21 protein-coding genes are annotated in these 21,058 nt (G+C 35.0%); 8 read left to right on the top strand and 13 right to left on the bottom strand.

Features of this window, described 5'->3' with window-relative positions; all coding sequences use genetic code 11:
• Positions 1 to 91: 91 nt before the first annotated feature.
• The 5 genes from Q7C23_RS12160 to Q7C23_RS12140 all read left to right on the top strand — a co-directional run bounded on the left by Q7C23_RS12160 (position 92) and on the right by Q7C23_RS12140 (position 3,005).
• Positions 92 to 247 (top strand): hypothetical protein, encoded by a 156-nt coding sequence (locus Q7C23_RS12160; RefSeq protein ID WP_375032775.1) that lies wholly within the window; start codon positions 92 to 94, stop codon positions 245 to 247.
• Between the two features lie 178 nt (positions 248 to 425).
• Complete coding sequence (locus tag Q7C23_RS12155; protein WP_375032774.1) at positions 426 to 791, top strand: hypothetical protein; 366 nt, start codon at positions 426 to 428, stop codon at positions 789 to 791.
• Positions 792 to 994: 203 nt separating this feature from the next.
• Positions 995 to 1,627, top strand: coding sequence for a hypothetical protein (locus tag Q7C23_RS12150; protein ID WP_375032773.1), 633 nt, complete (start codon positions 995 to 997; stop codon positions 1,625 to 1,627).
• Positions 1,628 to 1,664: 37 nt separating this feature from the next.
• The gene (locus tag Q7C23_RS12145; protein WP_375032772.1) at positions 1,665 to 2,378 is read left to right on the top strand and encodes an endonuclease/exonuclease/phosphatase family protein; all 714 of its coding nucleotides are present in this window, start codon (positions 1,665 to 1,667) and stop codon (positions 2,376 to 2,378) included.
• A 3-nt stretch (positions 2,379 to 2,381) separates the two neighbouring features.
• Positions 2,382 to 3,005, top strand: a complete 624-nt coding sequence (locus Q7C23_RS12140) for a class I SAM-dependent methyltransferase (protein WP_375032771.1) — start codon at positions 2,382 to 2,384, stop codon at positions 3,003 to 3,005.
• 59 nt (positions 3,006 to 3,064) lie between these two features.
• On the opposite strand, the gene Q7C23_RS12135 is transcribed toward Q7C23_RS12140, so the two are convergent.
• From Q7C23_RS12135 to Q7C23_RS12115, 5 genes are all read right to left on the bottom strand, one after another.
• Positions 3,065 to 3,871 carry an ABC transporter ATP-binding protein gene (locus Q7C23_RS12135; RefSeq protein WP_072972502.1) on the bottom strand — a complete coding sequence of 269 codons (807 nt, stop codon included), beginning with the start codon at positions 3,869 to 3,871 and terminating at the stop codon, positions 3,065 to 3,067.
• 114 nt (positions 3,872 to 3,985) lie between these two features.
• On the bottom strand, positions 3,986 to 4,873 hold the full coding sequence (gene ntrB, locus Q7C23_RS12130) for a nitrate ABC transporter permease (RefSeq protein WP_375032770.1): 888 nt from the start codon (positions 4,871 to 4,873) through the stop codon (positions 3,986 to 3,988).
• A 23-nt stretch (positions 4,874 to 4,896) separates the two neighbouring features.
• Positions 4,897 to 6,126: a CmpA/NrtA family ABC transporter substrate-binding protein gene (locus Q7C23_RS12125; protein ID WP_375032769.1), complete on the bottom strand. Its 1,230-nt coding sequence runs from the start codon at positions 6,124 to 6,126 to the stop codon at positions 4,897 to 4,899.
• Positions 6,127 to 6,154: 28 nt separating this feature from the next.
• Positions 6,155 to 7,594, bottom strand: a complete 1,440-nt coding sequence (locus Q7C23_RS12120; RefSeq protein ID WP_375032768.1) for an alginate export family protein — start codon at positions 7,592 to 7,594, stop codon at positions 6,155 to 6,157.
• A gap of 364 nt (positions 7,595 to 7,958) precedes the next feature.
• On the bottom strand, positions 7,959 to 8,663 hold the full coding sequence (locus Q7C23_RS12115) for a Crp/Fnr family transcriptional regulator (RefSeq protein ID WP_375032767.1): 705 nt from the start codon (positions 8,661 to 8,663) through the stop codon (positions 7,959 to 7,961).
• A 187-nt stretch (positions 8,664 to 8,850) separates the two neighbouring features.
• On the opposite strand from Q7C23_RS12115, the gene Q7C23_RS12110 reads away from it, so the two are divergent.
• The 3 genes from Q7C23_RS12110 to Q7C23_RS12100 all read left to right on the top strand — a co-directional run bounded on the left by Q7C23_RS12110 (position 8,851) and on the right by Q7C23_RS12100 (position 14,682).
• Positions 8,851 to 12,369, top strand: coding sequence for a molybdopterin-dependent oxidoreductase (locus tag Q7C23_RS12110; RefSeq protein WP_375032766.1), 3,519 nt, complete (start codon positions 8,851 to 8,853; stop codon positions 12,367 to 12,369).
• Positions 12,370 to 12,459: 90 nt separating this feature from the next.
• Positions 12,460 to 13,890 (top strand): rubredoxin, encoded by a 1,431-nt coding sequence (locus Q7C23_RS12105; protein ID WP_375032765.1) that lies wholly within the window; start codon positions 12,460 to 12,462, stop codon positions 13,888 to 13,890.
• 156 nt (positions 13,891 to 14,046) lie between these two features.
• The gene (locus tag Q7C23_RS12100) at positions 14,047 to 14,682 is read left to right on the top strand and encodes a hypothetical protein (RefSeq protein WP_375032764.1); all 636 of its coding nucleotides are present in this window, start codon (positions 14,047 to 14,049) and stop codon (positions 14,680 to 14,682) included.
• A gap of 204 nt (positions 14,683 to 14,886) precedes the next feature.
• Here Q7C23_RS12100 and moaA read toward each other — a convergent pair whose 3' ends face one another.
• The 8 genes from moaA to Q7C23_RS12060 form a co-directional block, all read right to left on the bottom strand.
• The gene (gene moaA / locus Q7C23_RS12095) at positions 14,887 to 15,894 is read right to left on the bottom strand and encodes a GTP 3',8-cyclase MoaA (RefSeq protein ID WP_375032763.1); all 1,008 of its coding nucleotides are present in this window, start codon (positions 15,892 to 15,894) and stop codon (positions 14,887 to 14,889) included.
• Complete coding sequence (gene moaCB / locus Q7C23_RS12090; RefSeq protein WP_375032762.1) at positions 15,881 to 16,795, bottom strand: bifunctional molybdenum cofactor biosynthesis protein MoaC/MoaB; 915 nt, start codon at positions 16,793 to 16,795, stop codon at positions 15,881 to 15,883. The genes moaA and moaCB overlap by 14 nt, the downstream gene beginning before the upstream one ends.
• Positions 16,788 to 17,225, bottom strand: coding sequence for a molybdenum cofactor biosynthesis protein MoaE (locus tag Q7C23_RS12085; protein WP_375032761.1), 438 nt, complete (start codon positions 17,223 to 17,225; stop codon positions 16,788 to 16,790). The genes moaCB and Q7C23_RS12085 overlap by 8 nt, the downstream gene beginning before the upstream one ends.
• 136 nt (positions 17,226 to 17,361) lie before the next feature.
• Positions 17,362 to 18,438 (bottom strand): molybdopterin-synthase adenylyltransferase MoeB, encoded by a 1,077-nt coding sequence (moeB, locus tag Q7C23_RS12080; protein WP_375032760.1) that lies wholly within the window; start codon positions 18,436 to 18,438, stop codon positions 17,362 to 17,364.
• A gap of 9 nt (positions 18,439 to 18,447) precedes the next feature.
• Positions 18,448 to 18,684, bottom strand: coding sequence for a MoaD/ThiS family protein (locus tag Q7C23_RS12075; protein ID WP_375032759.1), 237 nt, complete (start codon positions 18,682 to 18,684; stop codon positions 18,448 to 18,450).
• A complete protein-coding gene (gene cobA / locus Q7C23_RS12070; RefSeq protein ID WP_375032758.1) occupies positions 18,684 to 19,475 on the bottom strand; it encodes a uroporphyrinogen-III C-methyltransferase in 792 nt (263 codons plus the stop codon). The genes Q7C23_RS12075 and cobA overlap by 1 nt, the downstream gene beginning before the upstream one ends.
• Before the next feature lie 5 nt (positions 19,476 to 19,480).
• Positions 19,481 to 20,053 carry a molybdenum cofactor guanylyltransferase gene (locus Q7C23_RS12065; RefSeq protein WP_375032757.1) on the bottom strand — a complete coding sequence of 191 codons (573 nt, stop codon included), beginning with the start codon at positions 20,051 to 20,053 and terminating at the stop codon, positions 19,481 to 19,483.
• A gap of 182 nt (positions 20,054 to 20,235) precedes the next feature.
• Entirely contained in the window at positions 20,236 to 20,982 is a 747-nt protein-coding gene (locus Q7C23_RS12060; protein ID WP_375032756.1) for a sulfite exporter TauE/SafE family protein, read from the bottom strand.
• Positions 20,983 to 21,058: the final 76 nt, after the last annotated feature.

The raw sequence follows: 21,058 nt of genomic DNA, 5'->3' as shown, positions 1-21,058 counted from the left end.
GCCTCTTAAAACATGATCTTTGTCAGTTAAAAAGTAAAAATGGAGCGCACGTGCAGGCCGACAAGTATTAGCCTACGATAATCAACGAATTATGGCCGAAATGGATTGGGCACAACAAGGACAAAGTCATGATGCGTTAGTGGTTTCTTTTCGTCCTAAAAATCATCAATTAGATTTAGGAGCAGCTTATAATTCAACCGCAGAAAACATTATTCAGCTGGTCATACAAACAATTGGGCGTGGATGATGGTTTCTGTGAATCCCCGAATTTTTAGCTGGAAAAAATAATTTTTCTTCAAAATTAGCTTAGATATTTTACCCTTTTCCTATTTCGGAAAGGGTCTTTTTTTTTTATCTTAATAAAATGTTATTATTTGCTTTAATTAATTATATTTGAATCGATTATGAACCCCAATTCTATCCAAATGAAACAATTTTTAAAACTATCTATGTTGACATTTTTTGTCACGCACACTGGCATTGGTCAAAAATTCAATGACACTTTAATTTCAAAAAACTCAGAAATTAATTTTGCTAAAACACAAAAAAGAGGAATTAAAAAAAACAACATTATTTATTATGTTGAAAACGACCTACAAACCATATCTGCTTATAAAGGAAGCAAATTGAAATGGCAAACCAATGTAATTTCTATTTGCGGAAAACCAAAAAATGGGAATCCTGAAATAAGATATGTAGGATATAATACAGACAAGCTACTTATCGTTATGGGAAAACACAATTTTGCCGAAATTGACATTAATAGTGGTTTCACAAAACTTGTTGGTTAAGATTAAAAATACAAAGCGATATTTAATCTCATTTTCTAAAATATACATTTTTAATTTACCCTTTTTCAGTTTTGAAAAAGGGTATTTTTTTTGATTTACATAAATTATTTTGCCGTTTTAATTGATATATTTGGTATATGAAGAGAATTATAAAACTAATATTCATAGTAGTAGTCATTCTTTTTTCTAGCTGTGAAAAAAAAATGACTGATTTAGAATTTGAGAAAAAAGTGATGACCGAAATCTTCCCAAGTTTAATCGATTCAACTTGTATTGATATAAGATTATATACAAATTTTCCGCCAGAATATGGAGAATCAATATATGATAAAACTGGTCATTATATTGGCGTTGACAGCACAAAAGCTACGAAAGAACAGAAGCAAAAATTGTTAGAATGGGAAATCAATACAGAAAAAATTAAGAAAGATACTTCTAAAATTATTGTTGCATTTGATCCCGTTATAAAAGACAGCCATGAAGACCTCAATAAAGATTTTCAAAAACACTTTAAAACGCAGATCGTCAAATCAAAAGACAAAAACAGTGAATATTTGTTTGAATTTGAAAACATTAAACTTCATAATAAATTTGAACTTAAAAATATTTCTCAATTTCCAAAAGAAAGAGGTCTACTTTGGATAACCAAATACGATTTTGTTTTTTCTGGAGCAGTTTTCTTTTCTAGAATAAAATTTGATAAGAATAAAAAATTTGGAATTTTCGACGGTGGCTTTGCTTGTGGTGGACGTTGCGGACAAGGTTATCGAATCTACATAAAGAAAGTCAACAATAAATGGATAATTGATAAAATTGAGAATACTTGGGTTTCATAAATTAAACCTAAAATAGTTTATTCAAAATCTTCAACAAATGAAACTCATTACCTGGAATTGCAACATGGCGTTCAGAAAAAAGGCAGCATTCATTCTGCCTTATAATCCTGATATTGCGGTAATTTCTGAGTGTGAAAATCCTGAAAAACTCAAATTTCCTGCTGATTCGAAACCACCAACCGACATTCTTTGGCATGGTACAAATCCGCATAAAGGAGTTGGTGTTTTTTCTTATGGCGATTATAGATTTCAATTGCTCGATTGTCATAATCCGAGTTTCAAAAATATTCTCCCGATTGCCGTTACTGGCGGAGCAATTGATTTTACTTTGTTTGCCGTTTGGGCCAATAATCCTGAAGATAAAGACGGACAATACGTCACTCAGGTTTGGAAAGCCATTAATTATTACGAAGATTTAATTCGGGAAACCAAAACGATTTTAATTGGTGATTTCAACAGCAATACCATTTGGGACAAACCACGTCGGGAAGGAAACCATACTACAGTGGTAAACAAACTCGAAGCAAAGAAAATTTATAGTACCTATCATAAATATTTCAACCAAATTCAGGGTAAAGAAGAACATCCTACTTTGTATCTTTATCGTCATGAAAATAAACCTTATCATCTTGATTATTGTTTTGCTTCAAATGATTTTATAGAAGTGCTGGACCATGTCGAAGTTGGAACTTATCACGACTGGACGATGCACAGTGACCACAAGCCTTTAATTATTAACTTTAATCTATAAATAATGAATGACACCTGGACGGAAAGATGGAACGACCGCTACAGCAACGCAGCATTTGCATATGGCGAAGAACCCAATAATTTCTTTAAAGAACAAATCGAAAAATTAAACGTCGGAACGATTCTTTTTCCTGCTGAAGGCGAAGGCCGTAATGCTGTTTACGCAGCCAAATTAGACTGGAAAGTTGCTGCTTTTGATATCAGCGAAGAAGGAAAAAACAAAGCTTTAAAACTCGCTGAAGCCAACAATGTAAAAATTGATTATAAAGTTGGGGAATTAGAAACGCTGAATTATCAACCGGAGCAATTTGATGCCATCGCTCTAATTTACGCTCATTTTCCAGCTGAAATCAAATCTCATCTTCATAAAACACTTGAAACTTATTTACGAAAAGGCGGAGTTATTATTTTTGAAGCTTTCAGCAAAAAACACTTAGAATATCTGGAAATTAATGATAAAGTAGGCGGCCCAAAAGACATTGAATCCTTATTTTCGATTGAAGAAATAAAAGCTGATTTCCCAAACTATGAAATCATTCAATTAGAAGAAACAGAAATCGAACTGAACGAAGGATTGTTCCATAATGGACAAGGTTCTGTAATTCGATTTGTTGGAAAGAAAAAATAAATCATAATGTTGAGACGCAAATATTTGCGTCTCAACAGAACATCTCAACTAAATTCTCTTTAATTTTTATATTTCATTCCCATATCTTCAATAGAGAATTTGTCTGTCAATAAATGCAATAATTTATCTCTCAAAGCAATATACTCAGGCATTTTTACGATTTCAATTTTGTTTCTCGGCCTTGGCAAATGCACTTCTACAATTTCTCTGATGGTTGATGCCGGACCATTATTCAACACCACAATTCTATCCGATAAAAACAACGCTTCTTCGATATCATGCGTAATCATAATGATTGTTTTTTCTCTGTTGTCTAAGTTCCATAATTTCAAAACTTCTAATTGCATCGATCCTTTTGTTAAGGCATCTAAAGCTCCAAAAGGTTCATCTAAAAGCAATACTCCCGGATTAATCGCAAAAGCTCTCGCAATGGCAACACGTTGTTTCATTCCACCCGAAAGTTGTCCCGGTAATTTATCTTTATGCTCAAATAAATTAACCATTTTAAGGTTCTGAATCACAATCTCGTGTTTCTCTTTTTTAGAACAATTCATAACCGAATCAACAGCCTGAAAAATGTTCTGCTCCACTGTTAACCAGGGTAAAAGTGAATAATTCTGAAAAACGATTCCGCGATCCGGTCCCGGCCCTTTTATCTTTTGATTGGCTAATTCAACTGAACCGCCAGTTGGCGTTAGCATTCCGCCAATAGCATTCATAATAGTCGATTTTCCACAACCTGAATGCCCGATAATCGAAATGATTTCTCCTTTCTGAATGGATAAATTAATATCACGAACAGCAATGTATTTCCCTTTTGGAGTTGGAAATGATATCTCTAAATTTTTGATTTCTAAATAACTCATGTGTGTAATTTTAGATTGTTGATTTTAGATTTTAGATTTCGGAGGGTTTCAAGTTTCAGGTTTCAAGTTGCCTGCCTTTGTCCCTTTGAACCTGTGCTCCTTTGCTCCTTTTAACTAAGCTTTATAAGAAACTTTATTTTCTATAAACGTGAAGAACTTATCGAATATCAACCCCACTATTCCAATAATAATGATGGCTGAAATTACTTTTTCTAAACTTAAAGCGTTCCAGCTGTCCCAAACGAAAAAACCAATTCCTGCGCCGCCAGAAAGCATTTCTCCTGCCACAATTACCAACCATGCAACGCTGATGCTTAAACGCAATCCGGTGATAATATGAGGCAAACTAAACGGAATTAAAATCTTAGTCAGATAACGCATTTTAGAAAAACCGAATGCTTTTGCTACATTTTTATGGTCTTGTGGAATCGAGGCAATTCCGAAAGAAGTATTAATTAAGGTTGACCATAACGAGGTAATGAAAACGATAAATATCGTGGCCATACCGGTATCCTTAAAAACTACCAATCCAATTGGAAACCATGCCAAAGGTGAAACCGGTTTTAAAAGCTGTACGATTGGATACATAATTTGTTTGCAAATTGTACTGGCTCCCATCAAAATCCCAATTGGAATTGCTACTACTGAACCTAATAAAAAGCCCAATAAAACCGTTTTTATCGAATTGAATAATTGCAGTCCGATTCCTTTATCATTCGGTCCGTAATCGTAAAACGGATCACTCAGCATTTCTTTCAAAACTGTAAAAGTTGCCAAAGGTCCAGGAAGGGCATCTTTCGTATATAAACTCAACAAACTCCAAAAACCAATAAATAAAGCAATTCCGATTCCTGCAAATGCAGTTGATTTTAGTTTGATTGCAATTGAATTTAAAATCAATTTTAATTTCTCATTTCTTACCGTATCAATCGAGGTATTTTCCATCAAAACTTCTGTTTGATCCGCGATATCGTTTAGCGTTAAAGTATCTTTATTAGACATGATATTCTGATTTAAATTAAAAATTATTTTTTAACCACTTTTAAGTAAGCCGCCGGATTTGAAGGATCAAAAATCGTTTTATCCATTGTTAGCGAGAAAGGTTTCATGTCATCATTTGGCACTTTTACTTTCATGCTTTTCGCCACTTCTTCGTATAAATCCTGTAGAATCAATTTATCAGCAATCGCTTTATAGTTTGGTGCTTCTTTCAAATAACCAAATCGAACATATTGCGCCATAGCCCAAATCGCGTATGATTTTCTAGGGTAATTCACCAAACCGCCTTTGTAAAACAACATATAATCTTTGGCATAAACTTCCGTTCCCTGGTTGCAGCCCAAATCGTAATTCCCCATTAATCTATTTTCGATAACATCTGCGGGAGCGTTTACATAAGGGGCTTTTCCAATTATTCCAGCCGCTTTTTTACGATTTGCAGGATTGTCTAACCAAATACAGGCTTCTAAAACGGCTTTCATCACTTTTACAAGATCGGTTCTTCTTTTCTCGCTGAATTCTTTATTCACAACCAAAGCTTTTTCAGGATGATCTTTCCAGATATCTTGCGAAGCGACTTGCGTAAAACCAATTCCCTGCTTCACTGCAACACCACCCCAGGGCTCTCCTACACAATAACCATCCATATTTCCTACTTTCATATTAGCTACCATTTGTGGAGGCGGGATCGTAATAATTTTAGATGTTTTTTGATTTACGCCGGCAATAGCCATCCAGTTTCTCAACCATAAATCGTGTGTTCCTCCTGGAAAAGTCATGGCAAAAGTCACTTCTTTTTCTGCCTTAAGCTTAGCAGCCACTACGGGTGCGATTTTACTCATTTGTTTGAAACCTACTTTTCCACAAAAATCATTTGAAAGTGTAATCGCCTGCCCGTTCACATTCAACATCATGGCAATTTTCATTTCAGAACCTGCTTTTCCTCCTACCCCAGTATAAACCGAAAACGGCATTGAATACAGACAGTGCGCTCCGTCTAATTCACCGGTTAAAATCTTATCACGAACATTGGCCCATGACGATTCTTTGGTCACCACTACTTCGACTCCATACTTTTTAAATAATCCTAATTCTTTTGCCATTACAATTGGCGAACAATCAGTTAGCGGAATAAATCCAAGTTTTACTGGATCATTCTGAGCTGATACTTCCGAAAAAGAAACGGCTAAAACGAGTATTAAAGTCAGTACTATTCTTTTAAAAACTTCAGTAGTATTTATCTGTATTTTTTTCATTTTTAAGAAATTTAAAAGTTATTTATTTTTATTTTTTAGCTAGAAAATTAGGCTTGATATTTAGCATTACATAAGCAAACTGAGGGCTTAAATCGGCGTTGGCAACATTTTTAACTGCTGCAGAAGCCATAGAATTCGTAGCTTTCATGAAAGAATAACCTGCTTCGATATTGATGATTTTGGTTAGGTTGTATTTTACAAGTAAATCCAATTCGGTTCCTAAATAAGAGTTTAGTTTTCCGCCAGCTCCGTTAGATAAAGTGTTAGCCGATTCAAAACCATGGATATCTAATGCGAAACTTAGATTGTCTTTGGCATTGTATTTTATTTTGAAGAAGTAATCCAGTAAACCTTGTTTTCCAAAACCGTTTGCAGCATAAAAATAATCCATGCTTCCCCAGAATTTATGAGGCGTTCCGTAAAGCGGATCAAATCGATTGTCTTTTGAATCAGCTGTAACAGTTTTTGTTCCGTCATCACCCGATAAAAAATCAACTCCAGGTCCGATAAACAATTTTCTTCCTACTTGTAAGGTTGATGTAATCGAAAACAAATTGGCATTTAAGGATCTTCCATCTTTGTTTTTTCCACCTTGATAGTAGTAACTTCCCATCAAATTTAATTTTCTCGTCACATTGGTGTTGAAATAAACCCCTGTCGTATTTCGGCTCCAAACTCCCGTTCCATTCACTTTTGTAGTTACTGCTGGCGTTCCTGCAGTCACTAAAGTATATTTATTGAAATCATCTTTGAAGAATAAAAAAGAGAGGTCACCAAAGAAGATTTTTTTTCCAACATAAGCATATTGAAATGATTTGTACATTGTTCCAATTCCGTTAGTTCCTGCACCGTAAGCCGGATTTGTACCATTGTAAATTGTTCCCGCATTATTTTCTTTGTTCTGATTGAAAGCAGCTCCAACATCAGCAATCCAGCCTTTATTGGCGAACTTGAAAACGATCGCATCATGACGTCTTCCTTGTTGTAACCAATCTAAACTCCCTAAGACTTTTTGATCGTCATAAGAGATTTCCTGACGACCCGCTTTTATTGAAAGATTCTGAATCGTACTTACCGTATCATTCAAAAAAATCTCTGCCCAGGCTTCGTGCAATATAATTCCGTTATTAGCTTCTGTTGTCGTTCTGTTGATAGAGGAAGCATCTTGTCCCCAAACGCGAACGTCCTGTAAAGCGGTAAAAATTTTAAATCTATATCCGGAATATCCTGCGTTTAATCTTGTTCTCTGACTTGTAAATATAGCGGCCTTATCGCCTTCTTGTTGTAAAGTTCCTTGTCCGGCACGCATTTCAACACGGTCTCTTAACTGACCTGTAAGTGTAAATTGCGCTTGTGCTTCGTAGCTTCCGAACATCGTAAGCACAAAACCTACCAGTAAAGATTTTGAAAGTTTTGATGAAAAATTAATCTTGTGGTTTTTTAATATCGGATTGGTTAATTTGCTCATAATAATTTGTTTTGATTTGTATGAAGCAAATTTATATACGTACAAATACTTAAGTACAATACTTATACCATATCAAAACATTTTTTTTAACCAATAAAAACCGTTTGAAAGTCAATTTGTTTTCTGCGTTTTCGCATGAAGTTGCGATTAAGTCCAATAAAATAAGAGGTTTTGGGGATTACGTAATTTAACTTAATTAGATAAGTACTGGGATTGTGAAAGAAGAAAATAGAAAATAGAAGAAAGAAGTAAGAAGTAAGAGGCAAGAATATGGAATATAGAGAAAAGAAGAATGGGGTTGTATTTAGTATCGGAGCAAACCTGAAACCTGAAACCTGAAACTTGAAACAAAAAGAACCTGAAGCTAAAAGTATTTATGTTCCATGATTTCTGATTGGAGTTTTGGAATGGCCAGAATGCCTATTCTTTTGCCTACGGTTTTTATTAGTGATTCTTTTTTGAGGCTTGAAAGCACTCTAATCACTTGCTCTTCAGTAGTACCGGCGAAGTCTGCTATTTCTTTTCTTGAGAGTTCGATGTCTATTAAACCGTTTATTTGGCCGAATTTTCTGTGGATGTATAATAGCAAATCTACAACACGCTCACGTACGTTCATATGGGCGATTTTGCGAATGTTGTTTTCGCTTTTATTGAGTTCATCTGCATAAAACAACATTAAGGCGTACGTAAATTCGGGAACATTTTGCAGAATTTCCATCATGGTTTCATTGCTGAAATTACATAGTACGGTATCTTCTAAAGCATAAGCACCAATAAGATAACGTTTACTGGTTCCGAAACCACGAAAGCCAATTGTGTCTCCATTTTTAGTAAGACGAACAATTTGCTCGCGGCCGTTAATTCCGGTTTTAACCGTTTTTACTTTTCCTTTACAAATGAAATAAAGTCCCTGAATTGGAGCTCCTTCGATGATAAACTGCTGCGTTTTTTTACAAACAAAACTATGTTTCTTCTGAACATATTGTTTCATTTGCTCAAGATGCAGATGTTTTTTAATAAAACAGTTTTCGTTGGAGCAGGAATAACAAATGGCTTGCTCGTCTTTCATGAGTCCTAAATTTTAATCGATTTAAAAACTAATTTGTTGTTCCTCATTTATTTTCATCAAAAATAGAAAAATAATTTCAAAAAATACGTATTTATACGTAAAAATACTTATTTTTGTCTAAGTCAAATACGTGAGGCATTTAGGACTGGGCATAATTACTATAGTTGTATTTAAAAAAGAAGCTGTAATGCAAAATACCAAAATCAAAACTACCTGTTCATATTGTGGCGTCGGCTGCGGAATTATCGTCACCAATGACGCCAAAAATGGTGTGATGGTAACGGGCGATAAAGACCATCCGGTAAATAAAGGAATGTTGTGTTCTAAAGGAATGAACTTGCATTACGTAGTCAATGATACTTCTGACCGAATTTTATATCCGGAAATGCGCGGCAGCAAATCCTATCCACTGGAACGCGTAAGCTGGGACACGGCTCTTGATCGCGCCGCAGCGGTTTTTACATCTATCATAAAAAAACACGGACCAGACAGCGTTGGGTTTTATATTTCTGGCCAATGTTTAACAGAGGAATATTATTTGGTCAATAAGTTGGTAAAAGGTTTTTTGAAAACCAATAATATCGATACCAATTCGAGACTTTGCATGAGTTCTGCGGTTGTGGGTTATAAAAAGACTTTTGGTGAAGATTCTGTTCCAATTTCTTATGACGATATCGAACTGGCAGATACGTTCCTGATTACCGGTGCAAATCCGGCCTGGTGTCATCCTATTTTATTTAGAAGAATTGAAAAACACAAAGAGAATAATCCGAAAATAAAAATTATTGTTGTTGATCCGCGACGAACAGATACGGCCGCTTTTTCTGATTTACATTTACAGATTCTTCCTGGAACTGATATTATTTTATACCACGCTATTGCCAAACGTATAATCGAGAAAGGATTTGTAGATCATGATTTTGTAAAGAATCACGCTGAAAATTTCAAACAATATAAAGACTTAGTTTTAGGCACTTCGCTTGAAAAAGCGTCTAAACTATGCGGAATTTCCGTAAACGATATCAAACTTGCCGCAGATATTATCGGAAAAGCAAAAGGTTTTATTTCGCTTTGGGCAATGGGATTAAATCAAAGTGCTGTGGGTGTTGATAAAAATACCGCTTTACTAAACTTATCTTTATTGACAGGACAAATTGGAAAACCAGGTTCTGGTCCCTTTTCCTTAACCGGACAACCCAATGCAATGGGCGGACGCGAAGTGGGCGGAATGGCAACACTTCTGGCAGCACACAAAGACATTGCAAATCCGGAACATCGCAAAGAAGTAGCTGACTTTTGGGGAGTTGACGAAATCTCAGACAAACCGGGATTAACAGCAACCGAAATGTTTGAAGCTTTGGAATCTGGAAAAATGAAAGCCGTTTGGATTATTTGTACCAATCCGATGGTGAGTTTACCCAATTCCCGTCGTATTGAAAAAGCGTTGAAGAATGCCAAATTTGTGGTGGTTCAGGATATTTCACATAATGCCGATACGTCTAAATATGCCGACCTTTTATTGCCTGCCGCCGGTTGGTTAGAAAAAGAAGGTACCATGACGAATTCAGAGCGTCGTATATCTTATTTACCAAAAGGAATCAATGCTCCCGGAGAAGCACTTCCGGATATTGAAATCTTAATTCGCTTCGCTAAAAAAATGAATTTCAACGGTTTCAATTTTAATAGCGCCGAAGAAGTGTATAAAGAACATTGCGCGCTGACAAAAAATACCAATATTGATATTTCATTTTTAAATTATCATCGTTTAAGAACCGAAGGCACTTTTCAATGGCCCGTTCCTGATTATGGACATCCGGGGACTCCTCGCCTTTTTACAGATAAAAAGTTTTATACCCCATCAAAAAAAGCAATTTTCAATTTACCAACGGCTATTGAAAATACTTCGGAACAACCAAGTCCACAATTTCCATTTATCTTAACTACGGGAAGGGTGCGCGACCAATGGCATACAATGACTAAAACAGGTAAAGTATCTCGATTGATGACACATACACCAAGTCCGGTTTTAGAAATAAACCCAATTGATGCTTACAAAAACGACATCAAAAATGGTGATATTGTGATCGTTTCCAGTAAAAACGGAGAAGTTAGAGTCAAAGCAAAAGTAACCGATTCAATCCGGGAAAAAGTAGTTTTCCTGCCAATGCATTGGGGAAAACAACTTGATAATGATTTGAACCGAACCAATAATTTAACCAATACAGTGGTTGATCCTGTTTCAAAAGAACCTGATTTTAAATATACCACGGTTGCCATTACCAAATATGTAAAACCTTTCCAGAAAATTGCAATTGTTGGTGCCGGAGCTGCGGCTTTCCGATTTATTCAAAATTATCGCGAATTCAATTCAACCGATGAAATTATCGTTTTTTCGAATGAAGTAAATCCGTTCTACAATCGCGTTTTACTACCGGAATACATGACTGGCGAATTTAGCTGGCAACAATTATTAAAAGTAAAAGATGGTGAAGCTTTAAATAAATTAAAAATCACCATGAAAGCGGGCGTGGCTATTGATAAAGTAAATGCTTCCGCTAAAACCATAGTCGATAGTCTGGGTGAAACGCACACTTTTGATTCTTTGATTTTAGCAACAGGAAGCCGTCCTTTCATTCCTGAAAATGCACAACTTCATTTACCTGGACGTTTTACAGTTCGACGCAAAGAAGATGCTGACCGACTAAAAGCTTATTTAGATAATACCAATTTACCTCCAGAAGAGCAACATGTAGTTATTATTGGCGGTGGTTTATTAGGATTGGAATTAGCAGCTGCCTTAAAACATAAAAAAGTAAAAATCACTATAATTCAAAGAGCTTCTCGTTTGATGGAACGTCAGTTGGATTTGATTTCCAGTAAATTATTGGCAGAAGAAGTTCAGCTTCGTGATATCCAGATTTATTTCGATAATGAAGTTAGCACCGTTTTTGAAACCGAAAATCCAAACGAACTTGAAATTGCCCTTAAAAGTGGCAGAATAATTACGGCAAATACTATCGTTTATACTATCGGTACCATTCCAAATATCGAAATTGCCCGCGAAACAGGACTTGCCTGCGGTCGTGGTGTAAAGGTAAATCAGTATTTACAATCTTCAAATCCGGATATTTATGCGATTGGAGAAATTGCAGAATTTGATAATAAACTGTTCGGAATCACATCTGCTGCTGAAGAACAGGCTGATATTTTAGCTAATTATTTAGCCGGTGATATCAGCAGTTATTACAAAGGTTCTGTTTTAATGAACATTCTGAAACTGGAAGATATTAATCTGTGCAGTATCGGAGATATTGAAATTCCGGAAAACGATGATTCCTACGAAGAAATTGTTTTTGCCGATCTAAAACAGCGATATTACAAAAAATGCATCGTTAAAAATGATTTGCTTGTCGGAGCCATTTTGATGGGAGACAAAAATGAATTTGCCGAGTTCAAAACGATGATCGAAAGCAAAATCGAATTATCAGATAAACGAAATTCATTGTTAAGAGGAAGTTCAAATGCCAAACCGGTTTTAGGAAAACTAGTGTGTTCCTGCAGTCAGGTTGGCGCAGGAAACATTGAAGAAACCATTAAAGGCGGTGTCAACAATTTCACCGACTTATGTAAAAACACCGGAGCCGGATTAGGCTGCGGAAGTTGTAAAACAGAGGTAAAAGAGATTTTAGCGAAATGTAAAGTATAGTTTCTTTTGTTTCAGGTTTCACGTTTCAAGTTGTTGGAACTTAAAGAAACTTGAAACTAAAAAAACTTAAAACTTGAAACAATTAAAGACATGGAATTGACAAGATTAATAGTAAAAGGAGGCGTTATTTCGCCGGGAGAATTACGTGAAGTAGTCAACATGGCAATGGATCATGGTTTGGATTCGATTTCATTTGGTTCAAGACAGGATATCATTTTTCCAAAAGGATTAAATCTTTCCAGCAAAGAAAAAATCGGGAAACATCATTTTGTTTTTCCGAATGAAAAAAGCGGTAACAACATTGTTTCCTCTTATGTTTCAACTGATATTTTCAGAAATACCAATTGGCTCACGGGAAACAAATTCTTATATATTTTAGAGCAATTTAAAGACCAGCCAAAACTAAAAGTCAATATTAATGACCCTAAGCAACAGTTAGTTCCGTTGTTTACGGGCCATTTAAATTTTATCGCTTCAGAGCATGAAGATTATTGGTATTTATACATTCGCTTGCCAAAATGGGAACGTATGGAAGTCTATCCTGTTCTGATTTACAGTTGGGATGTTGCTACTTTTTACTACGAAATCGAAAAAATAGTTTCTGAGGAATCATATGGAATTGATATGATTTTCAGCTTAGTAAGCGAAGCTCTAGACACTAATAACAGAACAATTGACAAGCCACTAAATGTGCCGTTTTATCCCTTTCCATACTACGAAGGAATGAACCGAATGGGAATTGATCAATATTGGTTGGGTTTATATTGGAGAAATAATTTATACGATTTAGATTTCCTAAAAGAAATGTGTGATTTATGCTTTGATTGCAAAATCGGAAAAATATGTATTACGCCTTGGAAATCGTTTATTGTAAAAGGAATTCCGAAGGATCGAAAATTGGAATGGGAGAAATTTCTCGGCAAAAAAGGAATCAACGTCCGACATTCTTTATTAGAATTAAACTGGCATTTACCGGTTGCGATGGAATGGGCTTTGAACCTAAAAACCTTCTTGGTTCGAACGCTTGATCAGTTTGACATCAGTACCTACGGATTGACTTTTGGCATCTCCGAGTACAATCGTGATGGTCATTATTTTACCTCAATCGTAGTTGAAAAAAATGAATTACCAGCGGCTTTAGAATCGATTAAAATCCGTGATACTTATAATGTTTTGTTTGCAAAGAATTTTGATCCAAATACACGCGAATATATCGTTCATTCACAAGATATTGACAAATTAGAATTGCCAACTATCCTGATTGAATTAAGTCGAAAATACTTTGAAGAATTAGGGAATTCAATTCCGGAATCAACAGAAAACACACAGAAAAAAGAGAAACCTCAATTGGACATTTACCAATGCCAGGAATGTTTGACACTTTATAATTCGGAATACGGTGATGCAAGTCAGGGAATTCCAAAAGGGATTTTATTTACCGATTTGGCTGAAAGTTATTGCTGTTCTTTATGTGAAGCACCTAAGAGTAATTTTAAGATTTTGGAGGTTGTGGAAAATTAATGCTTTAGAAATTAAATTCTTAAGGGAAATCTTAACATAAACGTATTCAAATATTACTTAAATTTAGCTTAACTAAAATTTATATCCAGATTGATTATTTAAATCATCATGATTATCATCTAGTTAAGATCTATTTTACTAATAAAACATACCGTTATGATAAAAAGAACAACCAGAACAGCCGTAAAAAATACCGCAACACCAGCAACAGAACCTATAAATGAAACTACTGAAAATACGCCAGAAGTTAAACCAGCAACACAAGCCCCCGCACCAAAAGCTGCAACTCCAAAAGCTCCGGTTAAAAGAGCGCCAAGAACTGCAGCTAAAACTCCGGCAGCCACTGTAAAAGCAACAGCTCAAACTCCGGTAAAACCAGCTTCTAATGCGACTCCAAAAGCAGTAGTTAAAAGAACAACAACTTCTACACCAAAAACAGCAGAAGTAACGCCGGAAATCATTGAAATTAGAACCATTGAAAAACCTCAGGATCATCAGGCCATCTTAAATATTGATGAAATTGCCGTAGAAATTGTAAAGAATAAATCGAAAGACAAAAAGATTAAAAGCAAGCTAAAAGAGAAAAAAGAAAAGGCTAAAAAAAGAGAAAAAGCGATAAAAGCGGTTATAAAAAAACTCGAAAAAGCCAAAAAAGCAAAGCTAAAAGCTGAAGCTAAAAAGAAAGAAAAAAAGGAAAAGGAGAAGATTAAAAAAGCCAAGGCAAAAGCTAAAAAGGCAGAAAAAGAAAAAGCTAAAAAAAGCAAATCAAAGGATAAAAAGAAGAAAAAATAATTATTTGAAGAAGGTTTGACTTGATTAAAGTTGAACCTTTTTTTGTGATTGAGATTTACCTAAGCGTCTCGCTTGTCATCCCGAGGAACGAGGGACCACACTAGAAATTCCGTACAGAAATTCGCCAATCTTTGTCGAGTTACGCGTGTGATCCCTCGTTCCTCGGGATGACAAGATTGTGTACAGAATTGGAAGTAAAAAAAATTACCCCCCAATCGCAATCATACTACGATTATCAAAATGCAGCGCAGGATCATCCATTTCAGACACAGTAACCATTCCTGCCCTAACCTTCTTTTTATTTTTAATGGATTCTGAAATCAAATCGGTAATCGATTCGCCATTTCTAAAAGCCGTCAACAAATCAGTTTCTGAATTAGAGAAAAGGCAGTTTTTGATTTTTCCATTTGCTGTCAGGCGGATTCGGTTGCAGCCATCACAAAACGGATTCGTAATGGAACTTATAATTCCGAAATCGCCTTGAAAATCTTTTATTTTATAAGTTCTTGCCGTGAAGTTTTTTTCGTCTTCTAATTTTTGAATGTCCTCTGATGAAAATACATTATTTACTTCTGATAAAATCTCATTTTGCGATACCATTTTGCTTCTGTCCCACTCGTTTCCCGCAAAAGGCATAAACTCTATGAAGCGAACTGAAATCGGTAAAAACTGCGTTAACTGAACAAAATCTGCAATTTCATTTTCATTGAAACCCTTCATCAAAACCACATTTACTTTTACATAAAAATCGTTATTCAAAAGCAAATGCAAATTATCAATAACTTTTTCAAACTGATTTCTAAGCGTTATAGTATGAAATTTAGACGAAACCAAAGTATCTAAACTCAAATTGATTTTTTTGATGTTAGCTTCTTTCAAAGCATCAATATGGCGATCGATTAAAATACCATTTGTAGTAATCGAAAGCGACGTTTTTAAAATCGATAATTTTGAGATAATCTCCGGAAAATCTTTTCTTAATAAAGGTTCTCCACCCGTTAAGCGTATTTTATCTACCCCATTTTCTACGAAGATTTGGGCCAATGAAAAAATCTCTTCAGCCGTCATTAAGCTGGCTTTTGGAGACAAGGCGATTCCGTCAGCAGGCATGCAGTACGTACAACGCAAATTGCATTTCTCCAGTAACGAAATACGCAAATAATTGTGTTTTCGCCCAAAATCATCCGTTAAAATGGCTTTAGAGGGTGTCATGATTTTTTCCTTTTAAAATATGAAAAACATGCATTACATACGGAAAAACAGCATCCATTGATTCTCTGGCTCCGTTGGTTGATCCCGGCAAAGCCAAAACCAAACTTTTTCCTAATGTTCCTGCCACGGTTCTTGATAACATGGCATATGGCATTCTTTGTTGTCCGTAATTGCGAATCGCTTCTTCAATTCCCGGTATTCTGCTTTCCAATAACGGTGATAATGCTTCAGGTGTTACATCTCTTGGCGATAATCCCGTTCCTCCGGTAAAAATAACCAACTGATTTTCTTCGGCGAAAGCCTTAGTTCTTTCCTGAATAATATCAATTTCATCCGGAATAATTTCGTAATGCGCTGTTTCAACTCCGTAAGATTCCAGTTTTTCAACTATGATTTTACCTGAACGATCTTCCTTATCACCGGCAAAAATAGAGTCGGAACAAACAAAAACTGCCGCTTTTATTACGTTTGGAAATTTATTTTTGAAAGAAGATTTTCCGCCTTCTTTATTAACTAATTTAATAGTCGAAATTTCGATTTCTTTATCAATAGGTTTCAGCATGTCGTACATCGTCAATGCTACAATCGACGCACCGTGCATAGCTTCAACCTCAACACCTGTTTTGTAAACCGTTTTTACATTGAAGATAATCTGAATGGTCAAACCTTCAATTTTATATTCCACCGAAGTAAATTCAATTGGAATAGGATGACAATCCGGAATGGACAAATGAGTGTTTTTAACTGCAAATAATCCGGCCGTTTTTGCCATTTCAAGCACATTCCCTTTCGGAACCAAATTATTAACCACAGCATCAATCGTTTCCTGCTTGCTAACTTTGAGAATTGCTGTAGCCGTTGCAGTTCTTAAAGTATTTATTTTATGCGTAATATCAACCATTAGTATTTTGTTTCCAGGTGAATGTATCGTTTTCAAACATCTCTTTACCAAAAATCGGTACATCTGTTTTGATCCAGTTTACGATGGCTTCTGTTGCTTCATAAACTTGTTTTCTGCGCGTTGCCGAAACAAATACAAACAAACAAATTTCGCCTGCTTTCACAACACCTAAACTGTGATAAATGTGCATACAGGTTAAATCGAATTTAGCAAAAGCTTTTTCACGAATTGCGTGCAAAGCTTCGTTTGCCATATCGGTATAAGCTGAATAATCAATGGCAACAACAGTATTGTCGTGAATAACATCCGCGCGAACTTGTCCCAAAAAAATATTATGTGCTCCAATCGTGTGTTTCACTTGATGTTTAGCGATAGATTCGGCTATGAAATCAGGAGCAATTGGTCCTTCTACAAATACATTTTTACTCATTGTTTTATATTTTACCACACTTTATGTGGATTATGTTCCCGCAGATCTCGCAGATTTAATATTTGAAATCTTTAACCAAAACTAATCTGCCAGATCTGCGAGAGAAATAAAATTTTTAAATTCTTTTAATCTGTGACTATATTGTTATTTTTTCTTTTACTATTTGGCTTAAAGCCAAAGCTCCTCCGGCTATACTTTTTACACTCTTGAAATTCTTTCTTTGAAGCAATTCAGCTGCGATTTTACTTCTGATTCCGGATTGGCAATAAACATAAATGGTTTGATTTGGATTCAGTTTTTCTATTTCGCTTTCTAAATTCATGAGCGCAATCTGAATTCCATTTTTGAAATTAATTTTAGGAAGTTCCTCTTCATTTCTAATATCCAAAAACAAAACCTCATCATTATCTATTTCATCTAAAATTGCTGAAGCGGAAATTTCTTCTATTTGATTTTCAGTTACTTTGTATTTTTCTTCAAAAGCCTTTTTATCAAGTTTAGCAATTGTATTCTTCTCAAAGTCATACTTTTGCTGTTCGTTATTTAAAATACTATAAACCAATATTTTACCACTCAACACCTCTCCTATTTCTAGAATCATTTTGAGTACTTCATTTGCCTGAAGCATCCCTATAATTCCAACTGAAATTCCGATTACTCCCGCATCTTCACAATTTAGAGATTGACTGTTTTCATCCGGATATAAACAGCTGTATGTTGGTCCGTTTTGATAATTAAATACCGAAACCTGTCCCTGAAATCTAAAAATAGATCCGTAAACCATTGGTTTATTTGTAACGATACAAGCGTCGTTTATTAGATATTTTATCGAAAGATTATCTGTCGCATCAACTACAATATCATATTTTTCAAATAAGGCAATCGCGTTTTTTCCTGAAAGTTTCTCAGCAATCGCATTAACTTTCACTAATGGATTTAATTCGGAAACCATTGCTTTAGCTTCATCAACTTTATAATTTCCAACAGTCGAAGTTTTATAGATAACCTGACGCTGTAAATTAGAAACTTCAATAACATCATCATCCACAATTCCGATTTCGCCTACGCCAGCCGCAGCCAGATAAGGCAAAATAGCAGCGCCCAAACCGCCTGCACCAATTATCAAAACTTTTGCTTTTGATAATTGGTGCTGGCCAGCTTCTCCAATTTCCGGTAGAATTATTTGTCGGTTATAACGTGTTGAATCTTTCATAAAACTATTTTATCCCCCAGCAAACGGAGGCAACAATGCAACAATGTCACTTGCTTTTAAAGCAAAATTCGTTGCTTTTGGTATTATTTTTTGATTTACTGCAACGCTAAAAGTAAGTGAATCGAACTGATATTTCTCCTCTAAACCCTGCAATAATTGTTGCAGTGAAACTTCAGAAAAAGGGATTTTTTCGAATTCACATTTGGTCTTTTCAGCCACAGCTCCAAAATATTTAACTTCAATCATTATTCTAAATTTAAATTCTGAAAAATAAATTCGTCATCAAAATGCTCTTGAAAATAAGATGTCAATTTTGAAGTATTTTTTACCACTTCTCCAATCACAATAATGGCTGGTGAAGAAATCTTCTTTTCTGATACCAATTTAGTAATTGAACTGATAGTTCCAACTACTTTTTGCTCTGTATTTTTTGTTCCGTTTTGAATGATGGCTATTGGCAAATCATCACTTCGGTTTTCTTTATAAATCGAAATTATTTCATCGAGTTTATGCATGCCCATCAAAATCACCACAGTTGCAGCCGACTTTGAAGCCAAATATATGTCTTTCGATAATTTGTGATCTGAAGTTGTTCCTGTAATTACCCAGAAACTTTCTGCAATTTGGCGTTGTGTCAAACTAATGCCAACCGAAGCCGGAACTCCTAATGCAGATGAAATTCCAGGAACAATAGCAGTTTCTAAACCAAATTGGGTTACATAATCAATTTCTTCGCTTCCCCTTCCAAAAATAAAAGGATCGCCGCCTTTCAGTCGCACGACATGACCGTAACGATTTCCCATCGAAACAATTAATTCGTTAATTTGATCCTGCGTATAAGCATGACATCCTAATCGTTTTCCAACAAAAACAATTTCTGCGTTCGTAGCGTATTGCAATAATTCTTCGTTTACTAATGCATCGTATAAAACAACATCAGCACCTTCTAACGCTTTTATCGCTTTTAATGTAATCAATTCAACATCTCCAGGACCTGCTCCTACAATTGTTAATTTTGGTGTTTTTGAGTTTCGCATAACTTCTAACTTAAATTGATATTCAGGTCGTTTAATTCGTCAACCGAATTAATGTTTGTTAAATGAAAGTTTTCACTTTCGTCAATATTGAGAATTTGATGCGGAATTTTCGCCAGCAAATCCATCATTTTTAATTCATCGTTATCAATTGCGCTTTTGATAACGGACAATACTTTTTTAGAATAAATCCCGATCAACGGATGTAATCTGCTTTCTGAAGCAAAAACGGTAATTTCAGCTTCGTTATTATGTTTTGAAATTAGTTCTGATAATAACTCTGTTGATATTAAAGGAATATCACAACTTAAAATCAAATTAAATTCGGTTTCAGAATTCATCAATGCCGTATATATTCCTCCCAATGGTCCCTTATCTAAAATGATATCGGGTATTTTTTGATACGGCAAATAATCGTATTCTTTAGTTGCTGTTATTAATTTTACTTGCTTTGTAATAGGCAAAATCGCCTGAATAATATGTTCAATAAATGGTTTTCCCTGAAACAGCACTAATCCTTTTTCTGACTGCATTCGGGAACTTTTTCCTCCACAAAGAATAAATACTGTTAGTGTTTTCATGACTTTTTTTATTTCAGGTTGAAATGAGAAAAAATTTTACCGCAAAGAGCGCTAAGTTTTTTTTTATTACTTATTGACTTTAAATAAGTTCGCAAAGCTTAAATTGCACAAAGCTTTGCGAACTTTGCTATTTCTATAAACCGCTTTGTAAACCTTGCGTACTTTGCGGTTAATTTTAACTATTAAGGAAAAATCAATTTAATGCTTGCCATTAAAATCACTGTTCCTAAAACAATTTTTAATGTTTTATTGGAGAAATAACCACTACCATAATATCCACCCAAAACACCACCTACAACGGCAATCGGGACCAAGTAAAAACTTTCTGTCGGAACTGTTTTTCCTCCTAAAAAGAAGCCCATAATTCCGGCCAATGAATTCACAAAAATGAACAAACTCGAAATCGCTGCCGATTCTTTAATCGAAGCCCATCCCAAAAACAATAAAATCGGACTCAATATAATTCCACCGCCAATACCCAACATTCCAGATAATAATCCGATAACAAAACCAATTGCCAGGGCAAAAGGTAAATTAATCTGAACCGCTTCTTTTTCTTTAAAATTGAATATTCCGAACAATCTTAGCGCTGCAAAAACCAATACAATTCCCAAAATAATTTTATAAACTGTATTATCTAAAGTGATAAAACCACCAATAAATGCAGCTGGTATTGAAGCTATTGCAAACGGATAAAACAATTTCGGTTTAAAATAATTCATTCGATAATAAAAGAAAAACGAAATACTCGAAACAAATAAATTTAATAATAAAGCCGATGGTTTCATAACTGAAATCGGAAAAGCAAAAATCGTCATCAAAGCCAAATAACCTGAAGCTCCACCATGTCCAACACTGGAATATAAAAATGCAATCACAATTAATGCGAAGCTGAAAAGGAGGATATTTTCGGAACTAAGGAGATTCATAATTTTTGTTTCAGTTTTTTTTGTTTGCTTCGTCAGTTCAGCTAAAGCCTCGTGTCAGGTTTCAAATTAGGCTATA

Origin of the sequence: Flavobacterium sp. LAR06 (assembly GCF_041946075.1) — a bacterium.
Classification (GTDB): Bacteria; Bacteroidota; Bacteroidia; order Flavobacteriales; family Flavobacteriaceae; genus Flavobacterium.
The sequence above is the reverse complement of the archived record's forward strand: the minus strand, read 5'-3'. Positions and strand labels throughout refer to the sequence as shown.